The sequence below is a fragment of the Streptomyces marinisediminis genome (genome assembly GCF_026262575.1).
Lineage (GTDB): Bacteria > Actinomycetota > Actinomycetes > Streptomycetales > Streptomycetaceae > Streptomyces > Streptomyces marinisediminis.
Window position 1 is genome coordinate 51,234 of record NZ_JAPKFL010000018.1, and the last position, 18,857, is coordinate 70,090.

Annotated in this window: 18 protein-coding genes; 6 read left to right on the top strand and 12 right to left on the bottom strand. The window is 76.9% G+C overall.

Going from position 1 to position 18,857, the window contains the following annotated elements; genetic code table 11:
- Nucleotides 1-13: 13 nt before the first annotated feature.
- Nucleotides 14-736, bottom strand: coding sequence for a hypothetical protein (locus tag OSB71_RS16225; RefSeq protein WP_265948784.1), 723 nt, complete (start codon nt 734-736; stop codon nt 14-16).
- Between the two features lie 110 nt (nt 737-846).
- On the opposite strand from OSB71_RS16225, the gene OSB71_RS16230 reads away from it, so the two are divergent.
- Together OSB71_RS16230 and OSB71_RS16235 are read left to right on the top strand one after the other, a co-directional pair.
- Nucleotides 847-1,050, top strand: coding sequence for a hypothetical protein (locus OSB71_RS16230; protein WP_265948785.1), 204 nt, complete (start codon nt 847-849; stop codon nt 1,048-1,050).
- A 613-nt stretch (nt 1,051-1,663) separates the two neighbouring features.
- Nucleotides 1,664-2,791 carry a DUF5925 domain-containing protein gene (locus tag OSB71_RS16235; RefSeq protein ID WP_265948786.1) on the top strand — a complete coding sequence of 376 codons (1,128 nt, stop codon included), beginning with the start codon at nt 1,664-1,666 and terminating at the stop codon, nt 2,789-2,791.
- Nucleotides 2,792-3,034: 243 nt separating this feature from the next.
- Here OSB71_RS16235 and OSB71_RS16240 read toward each other — a convergent pair whose 3' ends face one another.
- Complete coding sequence (locus tag OSB71_RS16240) at nt 3,035-3,412, bottom strand: GntR family transcriptional regulator (protein ID WP_265948787.1); 378 nt, start codon at nt 3,410-3,412, stop codon at nt 3,035-3,037.
- Nucleotides 3,413-3,477: 65 nt separating this feature from the next.
- Between OSB71_RS16240 and OSB71_RS16245 the strand changes: the two genes are divergently transcribed.
- On the top strand, nt 3,478-4,194 hold the full coding sequence (locus OSB71_RS16245; protein WP_323055297.1) for a GNAT family N-acetyltransferase: 717 nt from the start codon (nt 3,478-3,480) through the stop codon (nt 4,192-4,194).
- Nucleotides 4,191-4,421, top strand: a complete 231-nt coding sequence (locus OSB71_RS24525; RefSeq protein ID WP_323055298.1) for a GNAT family N-acetyltransferase — start codon at nt 4,191-4,193, stop codon at nt 4,419-4,421. Before OSB71_RS16245 ends, OSB71_RS24525 begins: the two co-directional genes overlap by 4 nt.
- A gap of 41 nt (nt 4,422-4,462) precedes the next feature.
- Here the strand turns inward: OSB71_RS24525 and OSB71_RS16250 are convergent, their stop codons facing one another.
- From OSB71_RS16250 to OSB71_RS16280, 7 genes are all read right to left on the bottom strand, one after another.
- Complete coding sequence (locus OSB71_RS16250; protein WP_265948789.1) at nt 4,463-4,888, bottom strand: SH3 domain-containing protein; 426 nt, start codon at nt 4,886-4,888, stop codon at nt 4,463-4,465.
- Between the two features lie 201 nt (nt 4,889-5,089).
- Nucleotides 5,090-5,662 (bottom strand): GNAT family N-acetyltransferase, encoded by a 573-nt coding sequence (locus tag OSB71_RS16255; RefSeq protein ID WP_265948790.1) that lies wholly within the window; start codon nt 5,660-5,662, stop codon nt 5,090-5,092.
- Nucleotides 5,659-6,216, bottom strand: a complete 558-nt coding sequence (locus OSB71_RS16260; RefSeq protein WP_265948791.1) for a DUF1697 domain-containing protein — start codon at nt 6,214-6,216, stop codon at nt 5,659-5,661. The genes OSB71_RS16255 and OSB71_RS16260 overlap by 4 nt, the downstream gene beginning before the upstream one ends.
- Before the next feature lie 182 nt (nt 6,217-6,398).
- Nucleotides 6,399-7,391 (bottom strand): DNA polymerase Y family protein, encoded by a 993-nt coding sequence (locus OSB71_RS16265; protein WP_265948792.1) that lies wholly within the window; start codon nt 7,389-7,391, stop codon nt 6,399-6,401.
- A 5-nt stretch (nt 7,392-7,396) separates the two neighbouring features.
- On the bottom strand, nt 7,397-10,888 hold the full coding sequence (locus OSB71_RS16270) for a DNA polymerase III subunit alpha (protein WP_265948793.1): 3,492 nt from the start codon (nt 10,886-10,888) through the stop codon (nt 7,397-7,399).
- Nucleotides 10,889-11,294: 406 nt separating this feature from the next.
- Nucleotides 11,295-11,717, bottom strand: coding sequence for a DnaJ family domain-containing protein (locus tag OSB71_RS16275; protein WP_265948794.1), 423 nt, complete (start codon nt 11,715-11,717; stop codon nt 11,295-11,297).
- Between the two features lies 1 nt (nt 11,718).
- Nucleotides 11,719-12,135 carry a VOC family protein gene (locus tag OSB71_RS16280; RefSeq protein ID WP_265948796.1) on the bottom strand — a complete coding sequence of 139 codons (417 nt, stop codon included), beginning with the start codon at nt 12,133-12,135 and terminating at the stop codon, nt 11,719-11,721.
- A gap of 232 nt (nt 12,136-12,367) precedes the next feature.
- Here OSB71_RS16280 and OSB71_RS16285 point away from each other — a divergent pair, with 232 nt between their 5' ends.
- Nucleotides 12,368-13,396 carry an aspartate-semialdehyde dehydrogenase gene (locus OSB71_RS16285; protein ID WP_265948798.1) on the top strand — a complete coding sequence of 343 codons (1,029 nt, stop codon included), beginning with the start codon at nt 12,368-12,370 and terminating at the stop codon, nt 13,394-13,396.
- Nucleotides 13,397-13,802: 406 nt separating this feature from the next.
- Here OSB71_RS16285 and OSB71_RS16290 read toward each other — a convergent pair whose 3' ends face one another.
- Nucleotides 13,803-14,726, bottom strand: coding sequence for a DUF1684 domain-containing protein (locus tag OSB71_RS16290; RefSeq protein WP_265948799.1), 924 nt, complete (start codon nt 14,724-14,726; stop codon nt 13,803-13,805).
- A 507-nt stretch (nt 14,727-15,233) separates the two neighbouring features.
- On the opposite strand from OSB71_RS16290, the gene OSB71_RS16295 reads away from it, so the two are divergent.
- Complete coding sequence (locus tag OSB71_RS16295) at nt 15,234-15,680, top strand: cell division protein SepF (RefSeq protein WP_265948801.1); 447 nt, start codon at nt 15,234-15,236, stop codon at nt 15,678-15,680.
- A gap of 239 nt (nt 15,681-15,919) precedes the next feature.
- Here OSB71_RS16295 and OSB71_RS16300 read toward each other — a convergent pair whose 3' ends face one another.
- Complete coding sequence (locus OSB71_RS16300) at nt 15,920-17,107, bottom strand: acyl-CoA dehydrogenase family protein (protein ID WP_265948802.1); 1,188 nt, start codon at nt 17,105-17,107, stop codon at nt 15,920-15,922.
- 60 nt (nt 17,108-17,167) lie between these two features.
- The gene (locus OSB71_RS16305; RefSeq protein ID WP_265948804.1) at nt 17,168-18,847 is read right to left on the bottom strand and encodes an MFS transporter; all 1,680 of its coding nucleotides are present in this window, start codon (nt 18,845-18,847) and stop codon (nt 17,168-17,170) included.
- Nucleotides 18,848-18,857 lie beyond the last annotated feature (10 nt).

Consider the following 18,857-nt stretch of genomic DNA (forward strand, 5'->3'; position numbering starts at 1 on the left):
GTCACATAGGTAGTCAGCGGTTCGGCTGCGCCATCAGCTCCCGGTGCGCGGCGCGTGCGGCGGCGAGGTCCTCGTCCCGTCTCTGCGAGTTCGGCGCGGAGATCGAGGATCTGCTGTTCCAGCTCGGTGGCCCGGCGGGTGAGCGATTCGACGTCGGTGGGGGCGCCGAGGCCAGACGCCTCCCAGGCGGCCTGCCACCGAGGGCCTCGGAGAGACGTCGTTCCAGCCGGATGATGTGCTCTGACAGGCGGCCGTTGCGGGCCGTGAGGTTCGCGACATCGGCCAGCAGCGACTGGCCGCTGACCTGCGTTCCGGCCGTCGCACCGGGAGGCGGTTCACCCGCTCGGGCGAGAACGGCAGCGTGCAGGTCACCATGCCGGTGGATCATGCCCGCGAGATGGGTGTTGCGGGGGACCAGGATGTCGTCGAACTGCTCGACGCGTTGCTCGCGCAGGTGTCGGACGACGCCTCGCAGCAGGACGGGCGGGGTCTTGACCTCGGCGTCCGTGCGGGCCTGAAGGACGTAGAGGATCTCAGCGGTCACCGGGGCCGGCAGGCCCCGCGGGCTCAGCGCGGTGGACTCCGCCGTGCCGGGCTCGGTGGCGAGCAGCGCCACCGGCGCGGGGCGCAGGAGCCGCCGGGCCGCCCCGGGTGGGCGGCGCCGCTGGCCGCCGGCGCCGCGGTGGCGGCGATCGGCGCGGGGCTCGCGCTGGGGGCGACCGGTCCGCCGGTACACGCCCCGCTCACCTTCTTCTTCCTGCTCACCGCGCCGGGCGCGGCCCTGGCGTGGTGGTTGGGCGGGCTCGACCCGCTCAGCCGCACCGTGGTGGCGCCTTCGGCGGGTCCGTGGCCGCCAACCTCGTGGTCGCGCAGGCGATGCTGGCGACCGGGGACTGGTTGGTGCGCGGCGGCGTGGCCGCCGTGGCGGCGCTCAGCGCGCTGGGGCTGCTGGCCGCCGCCTGCGCGGACGCCGCCCGCACGCGGCGTCCGGGCGCGTCCCGCCGAGGGGGCGGTGACGTGGCCGCCGACGTCCGCGGCCCCGGGAGCTGACCGGCACCGGTCGCGAGGCGTGAACGGCGTTGCGGATGAACGGCGTTGCGGGTGGACGGCGTTGCGGGCGGACGGCGCGGGCGGCGGTGCCACCGAGCCGGCCGACCCCTCCCCGCCGCGCGGTTCGCGCTCGCCGCGGGCCGGGCGCGGCGGACGAGGGCGACGCGGCTGTCCGGGGCGGCGAAGGCGTACCGGCCGGGGCGGGCCCGGGGTTCTCCGGGCCCCGGCCCATCAGGTGCTGGACCTGGGGCGGCCGGTGCGGGGCGAGGGTTTCGGCCACCCGCTGCCGGGCGGCGTCCGCCCCGGCGTCGGCGCTGAAGGGCGTGTGGGTGAAGCCCGGCCGGGCGCGGGGCCCGCGGGCCGTCCACCGGGCACCGGCGTGCCGGACGCCTCCGGCGAAGGCCCGCCGTCGTCCCGGCCGCCGGGCACCGGGCGGCACAGCGCGGGCGGCGGGCCGAGGCCCACGGCGGGGACGGCACCCGCGAGCAGCGCCCGGCGGCGCTCCGCCGTGCCCGCGGAGTGCGACGTCACCGGCCCAGCGTGGCGACGCGCCGCACGGTACGGGCCGGAAACCCCCGTGCGTACGGCGTCCGGGTGACGGATCATGGGCGCCATGCCCAACGAGCGCGAGGATCTGACCACCGCCCCGCCGCCCCAGGAGGCGCTGCCCATCCGGCTGACGATGGATGACGCCGACTCCCCCTCCGACGTCATCGACGCCCTGTTCCTCGGCCGGTTCGCCACCGGCGCGCAGCCCTTCTCCACCGGACGCACCCTGGAGCGCGTCAAACCCGGCAGCACGCTCCTGCCCCCGGCGGCCCGGGTGCTGCGGGCCGCCCGGGAGGGCGAGGGGCGCTTCACGCTCGCCGAGGGCACGGGCTGGACGGTGCTGGTCTCCCGCTACGGCAGCCGCAACGCCCAGGTGACGGTGACCGCCGTCAGCCAGGAGCTGGCCGACGAGCGGCTGAGCCAGGCGCTGGAGGGCGCGGAGGACGAGCCGCGGCCCGAGCCCACGGACGTCACGATGGGCTTCTGGTACGTCTCGCCCCTGCGCGGCCCGCACCGCACCACCCGGCAGATCGCCGCCGGCGCCTGGGACGAGGTGCGCGGCAACTACACCGCCCCGGTGGCCGACGCGCTGGACGGCCTGATGAAGCTGACGGCCGACGACGTGGCCGGGCGGCTCCTGCTGCTGCACGGCCCGCCCGGTACCGGCAAGACCTCCGCCCTGCGCACCCTGGCCCGCGCCTGGCGCGACTGGTGCCAGGTGGACTGCGTGCTCGACCCCGAGCGGCTGTTCAACGACATCGGCTACCTGATGGACATCGCCATCGGCGAGGACGACGAGACCGGCGGCCAGGGCCGGTGGCGGCTGCTGCTCCTGGAGGACTGCGACGAGCTGATCCGCGGCGAGGCCAAACACGCCACCGGTCAGGCCCTCTCCAGGCTGCTGAACCTGACGGACGGTCTGCTCGGCCAGGGCCGCAAGGTGCTGGTGGGCATCACCACCAACGAGGACCTGGAGCGGCTGCACCCGGCCGTGGTCCGTCCGGGCCGGTGCCTGGCCCGGGTGGAGGTGGGCCCGCTCTCCCGCACCGAGGCGGTGAGCTGGCTGGGCACCGAGGAGGGCGTGGGCCCCAACGGCGCCACCCTGGCCGAGCTCTACGCCCTGCGCCGCGGCGTCACCCCCGCGGGCACCCCCACCCACCCCGCCCCGCCCCACGAGGGCCTCTACCTGTAACGACCCCCGCCCACCCGCGAGGCCGCCCCCCACACCGGCCCGCGGTCCGCGTGCCCCTCCCCTGCGGGGCGCCGACGCCTTGCCACGCGAGCTGCCCGGTGAGGCGGGGCTGACGCGCGCCGCCGCGACCCGTGGCGTCCGGGGCCGTGGCCACCGGTGCGGCCTCCCCCTGCGGACGGGCGAGTCCCCGTGGGCGCCGGGAGTGGTGGCCGGGCTCGTGGCCTGGGGTCGCTGGGTGAGGCGTCAGGCGGGGTCGTAGGTGGCGCGGAGGGCGTCGTGGACGGTGGCGCGGGCCGCGGCGTGGTCGAGGCCCAGGCGCCGCGCGTGCCGGGCGTACTCCTGGGCGGCCTGGGCGGCGGCCCGGTGGGCGGCGTCCCCGGCGGCGGCGACGAACGTCCCGGCCCGGCCCCGGGTCTCGATCACCCCGTCGCCCTCCAGGGCGCGGTAGGCCTTGGCGACGGTGTTGACCGCGAGCCCCAGCTCGCCCGCGAGCCCGCGCACCGTCGGCAGCCGGTACCCCGCGGGGAGCCGCCCGGAGCGGGCCTGCTCGGCGATGTGGGCGCGCAGTTGCTCGTAGGGGGCGGTGGCCGCGTCGGGGTCGATGGCCAGGTGCAGGGTCACGGGGTGCTCCGGGGTCGGGGAAAATCGCGGGCGCGAGCGGCGGCGTCAGCGTAGCGTCCCGCGACATGACGATCGAGGTGCGCGAGTTCCGGCCCGAGGACGCCCCGCGAGTGCTGCACGTGCGGCGGACGGTGCTGCCGTTTCTGGTGGTGCGCGAGGAGTCGTTGTTCTGGGAGAGCACGCGGGCCGCGCGGCGGCTGAGCGCGCAGGTGTTCGTGGCGGAGGTCGACGGCCGGGTCGCCGGCGTCACCGAGGCCCGGCTGCTGGACGCCACCGAGCGGCCCGGGCAGGCGTTCGCGCTCCCGCAGGTGCTGCCGGAGTACCGGGGCCGGGGCGTGGGCACGGCGCTGCTGGACGCCGCCGAGGCGCACCTGCGCTCCGTCGGCGGCTCGGACGTGTACCTGTGGGCGCTGGACGACGGCCGCTCCCCGGGCCTGGCCGAGCGGCGCGGCTATGCCCGGCGCCGCGCCTCCCGCGCGCTGCGGCTGGACCTGACCGGGCCGCTGCCCGACCCGCCGCCGCTGCCCGCCGGGGCCCGGCTGCGCACGGCCGCGGCGTACGCCGACGACCCCCGCCCGCTGTACGAGGCGGACGTGGAGTGCGCGCGGGACGAGCCGGGCGACGTGCCGCTGACCGACCTCTCCTACGAGAACTGGCGCGCCACTTACTGGGAGCGCCCGGAGTTCGATCCGGAGCTGAGCAGCGTGCTGGAGCTGGACGGCGCGGTGGCGGCGACAGCGTCGCGCACACCGACGGGGCCGACCGGTACTCCTCCGGCATGACCGGCACCCGGCGCGCCCTGCGCGGGCGGGGGCTGGCCCGCGCCGTCAAGCACGACTCGCTCCTCCGCGGCCGGGCCGCCGGGTACCGGGAGGCGTTCACAGGCAACGACGCGGACAACGGCCCCATGCTGGCGGTCAACCGGTGGTTCGGGTACGCGCCCTTCGCGACGGAGTGGCGGTACGTGAAGGAGCTGGTGGGCGAAGGCGGGCGGCGGCCGGCGGGCTGAGCGCCCGCGGCCGCCGCCCGCGCCGTCGTCCGCGATCGCCGTCAGCGGCACCAGGCGACGTGGTCGAGGTTCTTGACGTAGCGGGCGGTCACCCAGCCCTGGCGGTCGTAGAGCTTGTACCAGATGTCGTTGCCGCCGACGTTCTGGTTGCGGACCTTGCACTCCAGGGCGATCTTCGCGCCGCTGCGGTAGCTGCCGAGCACCGCGGAGTGGGTGGTGGGGCGGGAGCGGATGTTGAGGGCGGTCTTGGCCACGACCCGGCCGTAGGCGACGTGGGCGGCCTCGTCCGCGGCGTCGGTGTGGTCGGCGGTCTCGTCCGACGACGGCTTGGCCTCGGCGGGGGCCTCGGCGGCGTTCGGGGCCATCGCCGGGTCCTCGTCGGCGGCCAGCGAGGGCGCGGCGCCGAGCACGGCGAGGGCGAGGGCCCCGGCCGTCAGGGCGACGGTCGTCTTGGCGGACTTCAGCACGGATTTCTCCTCCGGTTCGAGGGGTTTCGCGGGCGGCGGCCGACGGTGCGGCGCACCGTCGGCCGCGCGCTGGTGCGCGTCGTCCACGAGCATGGGGCCGCCGCGGCGGCGGGGCCGGGTGCCATTCCGGCACCTCACCCGGGCGGGGGTGGCACGCAGGGCCGGTGGAGTGCCTCGTGCGCGCGGCGGATTGACGCCGCCTCAGCCGCCGGGCGGGGGCGCCGGCGCCGTGGGCCCGGTGCCGTACCGGACGAGCCGGACCTCCCGGACGCCGGTGCCGTCGGCCTCGTCCAGCCGCGCCGTGCCGTCCGCGGTGAACCCGGCGCGCCGGTAGAAGCGCAGGGCGCGGGTGTTGGGCCGGTACGCGTAGACGCACACCGGGCGGTGGCCGCGCGCGGTGAGGTCGGCCACGGCGTGCGCGAAGAGCCGCCGGCCCAGGCCGGTGCCCAGGCGCGCGGGGTCGACGTACAGGCCGTGGACCTCCGCCGCGTCGGCGCCGAGGTCCGCGTCCTGCCCGAAGTCGGCGGGGCCCGTGCGGCAGTAGCCGAGCACGGCGGTGGACCGGCGCTCCTCGACGACCCACAGGCGGTGCCCGTCCGGCTGCCGCGCGAGGTGGTCGGCCCACCGCGCGGCCTCGCGCCGCGGGTGCAGCGCGGCCAGCAGGGCCGGGGGCAGCATGCCGGTGTAGGCGGCGCGCCAGGCCCGCACCTGCAGCGCGCCGAGGGCGGCCGCGTCCTCCGGCCGTGCGCGGCGCACCGTCGTCGCGGCGGTCACCGGGTCGCCTCGGCGAGCTGGAGGAGCTTGGTGGCGGTGTTCCAGTTGCGGGCCGTGGCGGTGACGCCGGGCAGCCGGGGCGCGGTCACCTTCGGGGCGAGCCGGGAGCGCCCCAGGCCGCCGGGGCAGTGCAGGTAGAGGACGCGGCCGAGCAGGCGGAAGGAGTCGGGCGCGTGGGCGGCCTGGTCGATGGCGTCCAGGGCGCCGGTGTCCTCGGGCGCCGCGGAGAGGAACACGCAGTGCAGCGTCTTCGGCTCGCCGACGGCGTCCGGGTAGGGGTTGGCGGCCAGCTCGGCGGCCAGCTCGGCCGGGGTGCGCGTGAGGACGGGGACGTCGACGCCGCAGTCGGCCCGCAGGCGTTCCCGCAGGTCGGCGGCGACGCGCTGCGGCGCGTGCCCGTCCGGTGCGCAGAGCACGATGTTGCCCGTCTGGAGGTGGACCCGCACGCCGGTGCAGCCGAGCGCTTCGGCCGCCTGGCGCTGCTGGGCCATCGTCACCCGGTTGTGTCCGCCCACGTTGACGCCGCGCAGCAAGGCGATGAGCCGAGTCGTCATGCGCTCAGCCTCGCACGCGGACGGCGGTGTCCTCCCCCGGTTTTCCGACCGGCGCGGTGGCCGGGCCGCGCGGACGGCCCGGGGCGCCGGGAGCGGGGCGGGCGGGGCGCCGCGGGCGGATGGCGCGCGCGGGCCCGCCACGTGGCCTGACGCGGGCGCGCGGGCCGGCCACGGCGCCCGCGTCAGGCCACGTCGTCGAGCGTGCCCGCCGGGTGCGCGGCGGCGCTGCCGAAGCGGCGCCGGGCCCGGTCGGCCGCGGCCTCGGCCCGGCGGGCGCGCTCCTCGCGCGGGTCGAGGGAGAGCTGCCGGGAGGCCAGGTCGGCGGCCGTGAGGTCCTCCGCGCGCAGGGTGAGCGCGCGGACCCGGGCGCGCTGGAGGCCGAGCGCGTCGTGCAGGGCGTAGGCCAGGGCGGTCAGCGCCGGGGTGTGCGCGGTGGGCTCGGGCAGCGCGCGGGTGCGGGTGGTGGTGGAGCGGTCGGCGTACCGGACGGTGAGGGTGAGCGCGCGGGCCACCTGGGCGTCGCGGCGCATCCGGTAGCCGAGGTCGTCGGCGAGGGTGAGCAGGGCGCGGCGGCGCCGGTCGGCGTCCAGCTCGTCCCGGCCGAAGCGGTGTTCGGCGGCGGCCGAGCGGGCCGGGGCGCTGGGCAGGACGGGGGTGGGGTCCTCGCCGTGGGCGCGGGAGCGCAGGCGGCGGGCCGGGGCGGCACCGAGGATGCGCTGCAGCGTGGCGGGTGGGGCGGCGGCGACCCGGCCGACGGTGTCCAGCCCGTAGGCGCCCAGCGCGCGGGCGGTCGCGGGGCCGACGCCGTGCAGGGCGGCCACCGGCTTGGGGTGCAGGAACGCGGTGACGGCGGCCGCGTCGCCGGGGACGGCGCGCACCTCGCCGGGCGGCCCCGCCTGGGCGGCCATGCGCGCCAGCAGCGGGTTGGCCGCGGCGCCCACGGTGCAGTGCACGGCGTAGTGGGCCAGCGCGCGCACCCTGACCAGTTCGGCCAGCTCCGGCGCCGTCCGCCCGAAGTAGCGCAGGGCGCCGCGGACGTCGGCGAGCGCGGCGTCCGGTGGCAGCGCCTGCACCACGGGGGTGATGTCGGCCAGCAGCTCCAGCAGCCGGGGGTAGCGCTCCTCGGTGAGCCCGGTGCCGAAGTGCACGTAGAGGACGTGCACGGTGCCGTCCACGCCGCTCACCCCGCGCTTCCGGGGCTGGAGTGCCACAGCTTGCGGACGCTGCCGGGGGGCTCGCCCGCCGGGCGGAGGTCGGCCCAGGGGTGCATCGCGTAGCCGGTGGACATGCGCACCCGGCGCCCGGTGCCGCCCCGGGAGGCGGCGCCGCCCTCGGGGGCGGTGCCCGGCTGCTCGGCGAGCCGGGCGGCGACGGCCTCCAGTCCGCCGGTGCGGCGCAGCTCGGCCAGTTCGGCCAGGTCCCAGGCGGCCGAGCCGACCACGCTGAAGCTGCGCGGGCCGCGCCGCTGCACCACGCCGCGCACCAGCAGCAGCCAGGAGTGGAAGACGGTGTGCGCGCAGGCGGCGTGGCTGTCCTCGAAGAACGCCAGGTCGCTCAGTCCGGTGCCGTCGTCCAGGGTGACGAAGACGACGCGCTTGCCGGAGCGGATGGGCGGTGTCTGCGTGGCCACCTTCGCGCCGGCGACCAGCACGGTCTGCCCGTGGGGGACGTCGGCCAGCCGCCGGGCGGGGCGGACGCCGAGCTCCTCCAGGAAGCGGCGGTGGTCGCCCATCAGGTGGCGGGAGGCGTCCAGGCCCAGGACGCCGAGTTCCGCGTCGAGCCGTTCGCCCTCGTCCAGATCGGGCAGGCCGGCGGGCGGCACGGCCGGGTGGTCCCCGGAGCCGGGGGCGGGCGCGGCACCGGGGCGCGGGGCGGGCGCGGCGCCGTCGAAGGGGAGTTGCGGCGCGTCGCTCCCCGGGCGACGGCCCCGGTGCAGCTCGGCGAGGTGCAGCAGTATGTCGCGCCGGTTGCCGCCGAAGGCGTCCAGCGCGCCGACGCGGGCGAGTCCCTCGGCCACGGGGCGGGGCGGGCGGGCGCGCTCCAGCAGGTCGTGCAGCGAGCGGTAGGGCCGCCCGGCGGCGATGCGCGCGGCGTCCGCCTCGCTGATGCCGCGTACCTCGCCCAGCGCCAGCCGCACCCCCCAGCGCCCGGATTCGGACTCCAGTTCGATGCGATAGGCGGCGTCGGACCGGTTGACGTCCAGGGGCAGGATCGGCACCCCGCGCCGCCGGGCGTCGGCCAGCAGCAGCCGCTTGGGGTACATGCCCGGGTCGTGGGTGAGCACCCCGGCGTAGAAGGCGGCCGGATGGTGGGCCTTCAGCCAGGCCGACTGGTAGGTGGGGACGGCGAACGCGACGGCGTGCGCCTTGCAGAAGCCGTAGGCGCCGAACGCCTCGACGATCTCCCAGGCGTGGTCGACGACGGGCCCGGGGTAGCCGCGCCGCGCCGCGTGCCGGGCGAACCAGGCCCTGATGCGCGGCTGGAGGTCGGGGTCGGCCAGCGCGCGGCGGGTCTCGTCGGCGAAGGACCTGCCGCAGCCGGTCAGGGTGTCCAGCAGCTCGATGATCTGCTCGTGGAAGACGACGACGCCGTAGGTCTCGCGCAGCGCCGGCTCCAGGTCCGGGTGCGGGTAGCGGGCGGGACGGCGGCCGTGCCGGGCCTCGATGAAGGGGTGCACCATGTCGGCGGCGACCGGCCCCGGCCGGAACAGGCTGATGTCCACCACCAGGTCGTGGAAGGTGGCGGGCTGCAGGCGTCCGATCAGGTCGCGCTGGCCCGGGGACTCGATCTGGAAGCAGCCGAGGGTCTCGGCGGACCGGATCAGCTCGTAGGTCTTCGCGTCGCCCGCGCCGGCGATGTCCAGCGCGTCCAGGTCCACGCGCTCGCCGGTGGTGCGCTCGACCTCGCCGACGGCGTACGCGAGCGAGGACTGCATCCGCACCCCCAGCACGTCCAGCTTGAGCAGGCCGAGCCTCTCCACGTCGTCCTTGTCGAACTGGGACATCGCGAAGCCCTCGCCGCTGGTGGGGACCACCGGCGTGCGGGCGCGCAGCCCGGCGTGCGAGAGGAGCATGCCGCACGGGTGCATGGCCATGCCGCGCACCAGGCCGTCCAGCGCCTCCACCAGCTCCCACAGCCGCGGCCCGTACCGGTCGGCGTCCAGCGCGCGCAGCTCCGGCAGCTCGGCGAGCGCGCTGCGCGCGTCCCGGGCGCGGATGTGCGGGAAGGCCTTGGCCAGCCGGTCCACCTCCGCCGGGTCCATGCCGAGCGCCGCGCCCACGTCCCGCACGGCGTGCCGCACGCGGTAGGTCTCCGGCATGGCGACGGTGGCCACCCGCTGCTCGCCGAACCGCTCGAAGACCGCCCGGTACACCTCCAGGCGGCGGGCGGACTCCACGTCGATGTCGATGTCCGGCAGCGCCTTGCGGTGCTCGGAGAGGAACCGCTCCATCAGCAGCCCGTGCTCCACCGGGTCGGCGGTGGTGATGCCGAGCAGGTGGTTGACGAAGGAGCCCGCGCCGGAGCCCCGCGCGGCCACCCGGACGCCGAGCGCCCGCACGTCGTCCACCACCTGCGCGACGGTGAGGAAGTAGGACGCGAAGCCGTGCCGCTCGATGACGCCCAGCTCCCGCTCCAGCCGGTCCCAGCGGGTGCGGTCGCGGTCGTAGCGGCGGACCACCATCTGCCCGGCGCAGCGCGAGCGCAGCACCCGGTCGGCGGTGCGGGCGTGCGCCCCGACGAGGTGGGGCTCGGGGAAGTGCGCGCTGCCGATGCCCAGGTCGTCGCGGCCGTCCACCCGGCACTGGGCCGCCGTCTCCTCGGTGCGGTCCAGCAGCCGGTGGGCGAGGTCGCGGCGGAACCCGGCCGCCTCGGCGATCTCCCGGGCGACGGCGGCCATCCGGTCCGGGCCCTTCAGCCAGCGCTCACCGCCGTCCAGGCCCCGGGCCGGGTCGACGGGCACCAGCCGCCGGGCGGCGTCCAGCACGTCGGCGACGGGCCCCAGGCCCGGGTCGGCGTAGCGCACGGCGTTGGTCAGCACCGGGACGACGCCCTGCTCGGCGGCGAGCCCCAGCATCCGGGCGGCCTCGCGGCGGGGCGCGGAGCCGACGACCTCCAGGCGCAGCGCCGCGCCGAACACCTCGCGCCACGGGCGCAGCAGCCGCGCCGCCTTGTCCGGCCGCCCGGCGGCCAGCGCCCGGCCCACGTCGGACCGCGGTCCGAGCAGCACGGTGACGCCGGTGGCGGCCGCGTCGGCCCGGGTCAGCTCCGGGCGGGTCGCCGTACCGACGTGGGCGCCCGCCGTCACATCCCGGTGCGCGGCCGTCACCAGCCGGCACAGCTCCGCCCAGCCGTGCGCGCCGTCCCGGGCCAGGAACACCACGCGCTGCCCCGGCTCGTCGACGAAGGCGCCGCCGCGCACGGGCGCGCGCCGCTTCCCCGGGGCGTCCTCGCGCGCCTCGGCCACGGCGAGCTCCACGCCGTACAGCGCCCGCACCCCCGCCCGCTCACACGCCTGCGCGAACCGCACCGCACCGCCGAGCGTGTCCCGGTCGGTCAGGGCGAGCGCGTCCATCCCCCGCTCGGCGGCCCGCTCGGCCAGCCGCTCGGGGTGCGAGGCGCCGTACCGGGCGGAGAGGCCGGAGACGGCGTGCAGGTGCGTAAAGCCGCCCATCCGCATCTCCTCGCCACACCAGCACCCCCTTCGCCGTCGTCCTTGCCTCCCCAGCTTAACCCTGCTTTCGAATGCACGTTCGAACAGGGTGTGCGCGCCGCCGCCGAAGGGGAGCGGCCGGGTCTGGACGACCGGACGAGGGCACGGCGGGAGGGCCGGACGGCGCACGGGGCGGAGGCGAGAGGAGGCGGGAAGGGGGCCGGACGGCGGCGTGGTTCACCGTGCGGAACCGGAGGGCGCGCCCCGGCACGGGCGGGCGGTCACCCCGCCGGGCCTCGGCCGCGCACCGGTCGCGGGCACCGGTGGGCCACGAGCCCACGCCCGCCGGGGACACCGCGTCGGCCACGAAACGCCGCGCGGGCCGCGACCGGGGCGTCCGGGCGGGGCACCCGGGCGGGGCCGGGGGCTAGCGAGGCGGGGGCTCTCCGTCCTCCGACCGGGCCGCGCGGCGCTCGGCGAGGACCTCCTCCACGTCGAAGGGCGCCAGGTTGAGCGGCGGCCCGGACAGCGGGCGGCGGCGGGCGGCGTCGATCTTGGCGTTGACGGCGGCGAGGAGCTCGCGCGCGGCCCGCTCCGTGGGCGCGGCGAGGGCGGCGCTCCGGGCGTCCTCGGCCTCTTTGCGCAGCGCCAGGCTCGGCGGCAGGACGGAGACGCCCTCGCGGTGCATCTTCTCCTTGATCCACCAGTTCTCGTCGTAGGGCCGCTCCAGGCCGCGCAGGGGCTTGCCCGCGCCGGTGAGCCCGGCGAAGGCGCCGCGTTCGGTCGCCTCGCGGATCTGCCGGTCGACCCAGGACTCGAAGTCGACGCCTGGCGGTTTGCGTTCGGTCATCTCACGCCTCCGGGCTCAGGAACTCCAGACGGTTGCCGTGGCAGTCGTCAACGTAGAAGCGGCGGAAGCCGGGGAAGGCCGCGTCCCACACCACGCGCACCCCCTTGTCGGTGAGCCGCTCGGCGAGCGCGTCGAGGTCGGCCACGAGGATGCCGGGGTGGCCCTTGCTCACGGGGCGGAAGTCCTCCTCGACGCCGAGGTGGATCTCCAGGCCGTCGGCGCGCACCCACAGGCCGCCGCGAGCGGCCAGCTCCGGCGGCTTGCGCACCTCCGTCATGCCGAGCACGTCGACGTAGAAGGTGCGGCACAGCTCCTCGTCACCGGGCGGGAGGGTGAGCTGCACGTGGTGCAGGCCGAGACCGAAGCCCGACCGGGCCGGAGGGTCCTCGTACGGCTGGGGCGTGTCGCGTTCTCTCATGCTGAGACCCTTCCCCTCCGGGCGGTGGCTCACCCCGGCCCTCCCCACCGGCCACTGTTTACGATGAAGAGGACGTTTCACCCCGACCGGGCGCGGACGCGGACGCCGCGGCCGGCGGGACGGGCGGCCGATCACCCGATGTGACGGACGTCAACGAAACGGCACCCGTAGTTTGCCCGGATCAGGGTAGGGGCCAACCTCGGGACACCAGTCACTCAAGCGAAGGAGCCCCATGAGAATCGGCATCGTCGGCGCGACCGGCCAGGTCGGCAGCGTGATGCGCGACATCCTGGCGCAGCGGGACTTCCCCGTGGACGAGCTGCGCCTGTTCGCCTCCGCACGGTCGGCGGGACGCACGCTGCCGTGGCGGGACGGCGAGGTCACGGTCGAGGACGCGACCACGGCCGACTACGCGGGGCTCGACGTGGTGCTGTTCTCCGCGGGCGGCGCCACCTCCCGCGAGCTGGCGCCCAAGGTCGCCGCCGCCGGCGCCGTGGTCATCGACAACTCCTCGGCCTGGCGGCTGGACCCGCAGGTTCCGCTGGTGGTCTCCGAGGTGAACCCGCAGGCCGCGCTCGAGCGCCCGAAGGGCATCATCGCCAACCCGAACTGCACCACCATGGCGGCCATGCCGGTGCTGCGCCCGCTGCACGCGGAGGCCGGGCTGACGGCGCTGGTGGTGGCCACCTACCAGGCCGTCTCCGGCAGCGGACTGGCCGGCGTCGCGGAGCTGGACGGGCAGGCGCGCAAGGCGGTCGAGGGCGACGCCGCCCAGCTCGCCTTCGACGGCTCCGCCGTGGACTTCCCGGCGCCGGACAAGTTCAAGCGTCCGATCGCCTTCAACGTGCTGCCGCTCGCGGGCTCGATCGTGGACGACGGCCTGGGGGAGACGGACGAGGAGCAGAAGCTCCGCAACGAGAGCCGCAAGATCCTCGGCGTCCCGGAGCTGAAGGTCTCGGGCACCTGCGTGCGCGTGCCGGTGTTCACCGGCCACTCCCTCCAGGTCAACGCGCGCTTCGAGCGGCCGATCAGCCCGGAGCGGGCCCGCGAGCTGCTGGCCGGAGCACCGGGCGTGGCGCTCTCGGACATCCCGACGCCGCTCCAGGCGGCCGGGCAGGACCCGAGCTTCGTGGGCCGCATCCGCCGCGACGAGACGGTCGAGCACGGCCTGGCGCTGTTCCTGTCCAACGACAACCTGCGCAAGGGCGCCGCGCTCAACGCCGTGCAGATCGCCGAGCTGGTCGCGGCCGAGCTGTCCTGAACCGCCGCGTCCCGGCCGCCGGGCTCCCGGCCTGACGGTCACCGTGCCGCCGCGCCCGCGCGGCACGACGGCCGGGAGCACGAGGACACCACGGCACGTCGACACCACGGCACGTCGACACGTCGGCAGGAGGCCCCCGGCGCCGAGCTCGCCGCTCGGCGCCGGGGGCCTCCTGCCGTCCGCGGGGAAGACCCGAGCGGCGCGCGCCCGGCGGAAGGTCCCGGCGGCGCGGCGCCCGGAGCGCGGCGCACGCCCACGGACGGCCCGCCGGGGCGCGGCACGGCGCCGCCCGCCGCCCCGTCCACCAGGCGCTCCAGGGCGGACGCGGCCCCGTGCCGCGCCCCTCCCGCCCCCGGGTCCGACGCCGCCGCCCCGTGCGGCGGGTGGAGGAACCGGACGGTGGGCGTCAGCCGGTGGAGAGGTCGCGCTCCCCGGCCCGCACGGCCAGCTCCAGGGTGTTGCCCGGCGGCGGGAACGGGCAGAGGAAGTGGTCGGCGAAGGCGCACGGCGGCAGCGTCGTGCGGTTGAAGTCCACCGTGACCGTGCCGTCGGAGGCCGGGGCGCCGGTGCGCAGGAAGCGGAACCGGTGGCTGCCGTGGCCGCTGGTGGCGTCCGCGAAGACGGCCCACAGGGCGCCGCTGCCCACCACCGAGACGCGCAGGTCGTGCTCGCCGCCGTCCGGGGCGGTGAAGCGCACCTCGCCGCCGAGCTCCAGCCCGCGGGTGTGGCCGTCCGCGTTGGGCACCGGCACGCGCCGCGCGCCCTCGTAGGCGTGGAAGGTGCCGGGCAGCACCCAGCGCTCGTCGTAGGGCGTGGTGCGGATGCCGGGGAACGCGCGGCGTGCCGGAGCGGCCGGGTCGTGGACCCGCACGGCCCACCGGCCCTCGCGGCGCAGCAGCTCCAGGCGGCGGTCGCCCCAGGTGATCCGGGTGTGCTGCACCGCGCCGGGCGCACCGCCCAGACGCCGTTCGCCGACGAGCATCTCGCCGCCCGCGGAGAGCTCGTCGAGGACGTCGGCGTGCACGACGACGCCGGTGCCGTCCGGCGTGGGATGCCACTGGCCCGGCAGGCCCTCGACCCGCCCCTGGTCGTCGGCGTCGGCGAGCCAGTGGGTGCCGGTGACCGAGAGGGGGCCGTAGGGGGCCAGCACCGTCTCCAGGCGCTGCTGGTGCCACTCCTGCCACCGCTGCGCCGCCGAGGAGCCCGGCGCCACGGGGTTCGCGGCGTCCACGGCGTGGGCGGGGGACGCGGCGTGCAGGGGGGTCGCGGCGCCGAGCGGACCGCCGGCGCTCGCGGGGTCCGGGAGGTTCGGGGAGGTATCGGCGTTCATGCGCCCAACCTGCCACAGACCGGACCAGGAGGGTGTTATCCGCACGCCCGACGGCGCCCGGCGCCGGGGCCGGCAGCCGACGGGCCGGGGCGACGGGCGCGCGGACGGACCGGGGCGCGGGACAGGACGCCGGGTCAGCCGGCGGGCCGGGCAGCAGGTCAGACGGCGGGTCAGGACACCGGCGGGGCGCGCGCACGCCGCGCGCCCCACGCCCCGCGCACCGCCCCGGCGGCACGGCGCGTCGTCCCCCGAAGGGTGACGGAGCGTCACCGGTGCGCCCCGGCGCGCTCACCCGGTCGACGACGGACCTCACCCGCGCGGTCGCCCGCAGTGATCTTTCTGTCTTTCCTCACCGCATACCGCATCGGCGCAGTTCCGGGGGGCATGATGTGTGCAGCAGAACTGTCACGAATCATGTCCGCGACGTATATCCCCTTGGCGCACCCTCCGCATCATGGACGACGATAGGCGTGCGGACGGTTCGACCGCACGCGAGAGGAGGCGTCCATGGGATCGGTGCGCAAGGCGAGTGCCTGGCTGGGCCTCGTCGATGACAGCGAGATGCGGTACTACGACGACGACTACGCCGAAGGCCCGGAGCCGGGGGACGCCGCACGGGATGCGTGGGTCACCGACCCGCGCATCCAGGCGACGGCGGAGTCCGCCCAGGACGCGGGCACCCGCATCGCGACCATCACGCCGGACGGGTTCCGGGACGCCCGCACGATCGGTGAGCTGTTCCGCGACGGCGTGCCGGTCATCGTCAACCTGACGACCATGGACTCCGGTGACGCCAAGCGCGTCATCGACTTCGCGGCCGGGCTGACGTTCGGCCTGCGCGGCTCCATCGAACGCGTGGCGACCCGGGTGTTCCTGCTGACCCCGGACACGTACCAGATCGTCAACGGCGAGCAGCGCCGTCCCACCCGGGACGGGTTCTTCAACCAGAGCTGACGTGCCGTGCGGGGTGCGGGCCTCCCCCGCCGCCCCCGCCCGGCACGCGAACCGGCCGACCGACCGGCCGACCGCGCCCCGCGGCCGCCGTCCTCCCCGCCCGGCCTCCTCCGCGTCCGCCCCTTCCCGCGCCTTTGCTCCCGCGCCCCGGGACGCCACGGCACTCCGCCCCTTGCCGTCCCCCGCCTCCCGCCTGCCGCGTCCGCCGTCCGGGCCGGGCGAGCGGGCGGCCCCGGTGCCTAGCGGAACGCGTCGCAGCCCGTGAGGGCCTTGCCCAGCACGAGTTGGTGCATCTCCACGGTGCCCTCGTAGGTGAGCACCGACTCCAGGTTGGTGGCGTGCCGCATGACCGGGTACTCCAGGGAGATCCCGTTGGCGCCCAGGATCGTTCGCGAGGTGCGGCAGATCTCGATCGCCTCGCGCACGTTGTTGAGCTTGCCGAAGCTCACCTGCTCCGGGCGCAGCCGCCCGGCGTCCATGCGGCGCCCGAGGTGGTGGGCCAGCAGCACGCCCTTGTGCAGCTCGACGGCCATGTCCGCGAACTTGGCCTGGGTGAGCTGGAACCCGGCGATGGGCCGGCCGAACTGCTCGCGGGCGCGGGCGTAATCCAAGGCGGCGTCGAAGCTGGCGCGGGCCGCGCCCATCGCGCCCCACACGATGCCGTAGCGGGCGTGGTTCAGACAGCTCAGCGGCCCCTTGAGGCCGACGACGCCGGGCAGGACCGCGTCCTGGGGCAGCCGCACGTCCTCCAGCACGAGCTCGCTGGTGACCGAGGCGCGCAGCGACCACTTGTGCCGGATCTCCGGTGCCGAGAAGCCCGCGGCGTCGGCGGGCACCAGGAAGCCGCGCAGGCCCTCGTCGGTCTGCGCCCAGACGACGGCGACGCCGGCCACCGAGCCGTTGGTGATCCACATCTTGCGCCCGTTCAGCACCCAGTCGGTGCCGTCCCGCCGGGCGTGGGTGCGCAGGTTGGCCGGGTCCGAGCCGTGGTCGGGCTCGGTCAGGCCGAAGCAGCCGATGGTCTCACCGGCGGCCATCGAGGGCAGCCAGCGCCGCTTGTGCTCCTCAGAGCCGTAGCGGTGGATGGCGTACATCGCCAGCGAGCCCTGCACCGAGACCAGCGAGCGGATGCCGGAGTCGGCGGCCTCCAGCTCCAGGCAGGCCAGGCCGTACTGCACGGCGCTCGCCCCGGCGCAGCCGTACCCGTGCAGGGACATCCCGAGCGCGCCGAGTTCGCCGAGCTCGCGGGCCAGCTCCCGCACGTCGGGCAGCTCACCGCGCTCGTACCACTGGGCGACGTGCGGCAGCACGCGGTCGGCGGCCCAGCGGCGGACGGTGTCGCGCACCGCCAGCTCCTCCGGGTCGAGCAGGTCGTCGAGGCCGAGGGGGTCGGCCGGGTCGAAGGGGGGCGGGGTGGTGCTGGACATGCTCGGCCTCCGGGTCGCTGAAGTCGTCACGGTGCGGGCGGCAGTGGTGCGCCCCTGAGGTTACTGACGAGTAACGCCGGTGGGCAAGCACGTGTCGTCGCCGGGTGCCGACGGCCCCGGGACGCGTCCGGAGCCCATCGCGCCGCCCGCGTCCTCGCCCCGCCCGGTCGCCGCCTCGTCCGGGCCGCCAGCGGCCCCGCCCGGCCCGGCCGCGACGGCGCCCGCTTGCCCGGCCCGCGCCGAGCCCGGCAGCCGCAGGGCGGCGAGCGCCCCGGTCAGCAGCAGCGCCGCGCTCACCAGCAGCGTGACGTGCATCCCCTGCACGAACGCCGCCCGGGCCGAGGCGCGCAGCAGCTCGCCGGTGGCGCCGCCGAGCCCGTCGGCCACCACGTACGCCTCACCGAGCGAGTGCCCGGCCGCGTCGGCGGCGTCGCCCGGTATCCCGGCGGCCGCCGCGACGGACGAGCCGTAGGTGCCGTTCATGACGCTGCCCAGCAGGGCGATGCCCAGGCCCGCGCCGAGCTGGTAGGCCGTCTCCCCGATGGCCGCGGCCCCGCCCGCCTGCTCGGGGGGCGCGTCGCTCAGCATCGACTCGTAGCAGCCGAACAGCACCGCCTCCAGGCCGAAGCCGAGGACCAGGAAGGCCCCGGTGCACACGCCCGGGTCGTCCTGGACGCCGAGCGTGGTCAGCGTCAGCACGGCGAGCACGGTCGCCACGAACCCGCCGCCGACCATCAGCCGCGGCCCCAGCGCCCGCAGCAGGTGCGGACCGGCCAGCCCGGCGGCGATGGCGGCCACCGACAGCGGCAGCAGCCGCAGCCCGGTCTGCAGCGGCGAGAGCCCGAGGACGAGCTGGAGGTACTGGGCGGCCAGCAGCGCGAGCCCCACGAGCGCGAGCACCGTCAGCACGATGCAGGCCACGGAGGTGCCGAAGGCCGGGCGGGCGAAGGCGGAGAAGTCGATCAGCGGGCGCGTCCGGCCGCGCTGCCGCCGCACGAACCAGGCCAGCAGGGCGCCGCCCGCCACCAGGAGCACGGCGGTGGCCGGGTGGGTCAGCTCGCCGCCGCCCATCCGCTTGACGGCCAGGACCACGGCGAACAGGCCCGTGGCGGCCAGCACGGCGCCGACCACGTCCCAGGGACCGGTGCCGGCCCCGGTCGACTCCGGGACCAGGCGCAGGGCCACCGGGATCGCCAGCACCATCAGCGGGACGTTCAGCAGGAACACCGAGCCCCACCAGAAGTGCTCCAGCAGCAGCCCGCCCACCAGCGGCCCGGCGGCGGCGCCGACGGCCGCGACGGCGCTCCAGATCCCGATGGCCAGCGCACGCTCCCGCCGGTCGGGGAAGACGTGCCGGAGCAGGGAGAGGGTGGCGGGCATGATCATCGCACCGCCCGCCCCGAGCAGCGCCCGGGCGGCGATCAGCACCCCCGGGTCGTGGGCGAGGACGGCCAGCGCCGAGGACAGGCCGAAGAGCGCGTAGCCGCTCAGCAGCACCCGGCGCCGGCCCACGCGGTCCCCGAGCGTCCCGAAGAGGATGAGCAGCGAGGCGCACACCAGCGGGTAGGCGTCGACGATCCACAGCAGCTCGACGGGGCCGGGCCGCAGGTCGGCGGTGACGGCGGGCACGGCCACGTGCAGCACCGTGGCGTCGAGGGCGACGAGCAGCAGGCTGGCGCACAGCACGACGAGTACGGCCCAGCGGCCGGGGCCCTGACCGGCCCGGCTGGTCCCTGTCATGCGCGTTCCT

What these genes read in the sequence shown, in the direction of transcription:
- OSB71_RS16235 (WP_265948786.1), top strand. Translation starts at nt 1,664, where the DNA reads ATGCCCAACGAGCGCGAGGATCTGACCACCGCCCCGCCGCCCCAGGAG.
- OSB71_RS16245 (WP_323055297.1), top strand. Translation starts at nt 3,478, where the DNA reads ATGACGATCGAGGTGCGCGAGTTCCGGCCCGAGGACGCCCCGCGAGTG.
- OSB71_RS24525 (WP_323055298.1), top strand. Translation starts at nt 4,191, where the DNA reads ATGACCGGCACCCGGCGCGCCCTGCGCGGGCGGGGGCTGGCCCGCGCC.
- OSB71_RS16260 (WP_265948791.1), bottom strand. Translation starts at nt 6,216, where the DNA reads ATGACGACTCGGCTCATCGCCTTGCTGCGCGGCGTCAACGTGGGCGGA.
- OSB71_RS16270 (WP_265948793.1), bottom strand. Translation starts at nt 10,888, where the DNA reads ATGGGCGGCTTTACGCACCTGCACGCCGTCTCCGGCCTCTCCGCCCGG.
- OSB71_RS16275 (WP_265948794.1), bottom strand. Translation starts at nt 11,717, where the DNA reads ATGACCGAACGCAAACCGCCAGGCGTCGACTTCGAGTCCTGGGTCGAC.
- OSB71_RS16280 (WP_265948796.1), bottom strand. Translation starts at nt 12,135, where the DNA reads ATGAGAGAACGCGACACGCCCCAGCCGTACGAGGACCCTCCGGCCCGG.
- OSB71_RS16285 (WP_265948798.1), top strand. Translation starts at nt 12,368, where the DNA reads ATGAGAATCGGCATCGTCGGCGCGACCGGCCAGGTCGGCAGCGTGATG.
- OSB71_RS16290 (WP_265948799.1), bottom strand. Translation starts at nt 14,726, where the DNA reads ATGAACGCCGATACCTCCCCGAACCTCCCGGACCCCGCGAGCGCCGGC.
- OSB71_RS16295 (WP_265948801.1), top strand. Translation starts at nt 15,234, where the DNA reads ATGGGATCGGTGCGCAAGGCGAGTGCCTGGCTGGGCCTCGTCGATGAC.
- OSB71_RS16300 (WP_265948802.1), bottom strand. Translation starts at nt 17,107, where the DNA reads ATGTCCAGCACCACCCCGCCCCCCTTCGACCCGGCCGACCCCCTCGGC.
- OSB71_RS16305 (WP_265948804.1), bottom strand. Translation starts at nt 18,847, where the DNA reads ATGACAGGGACCAGCCGGGCCGGTCAGGGCCCCGGCCGCTGGGCCGTA.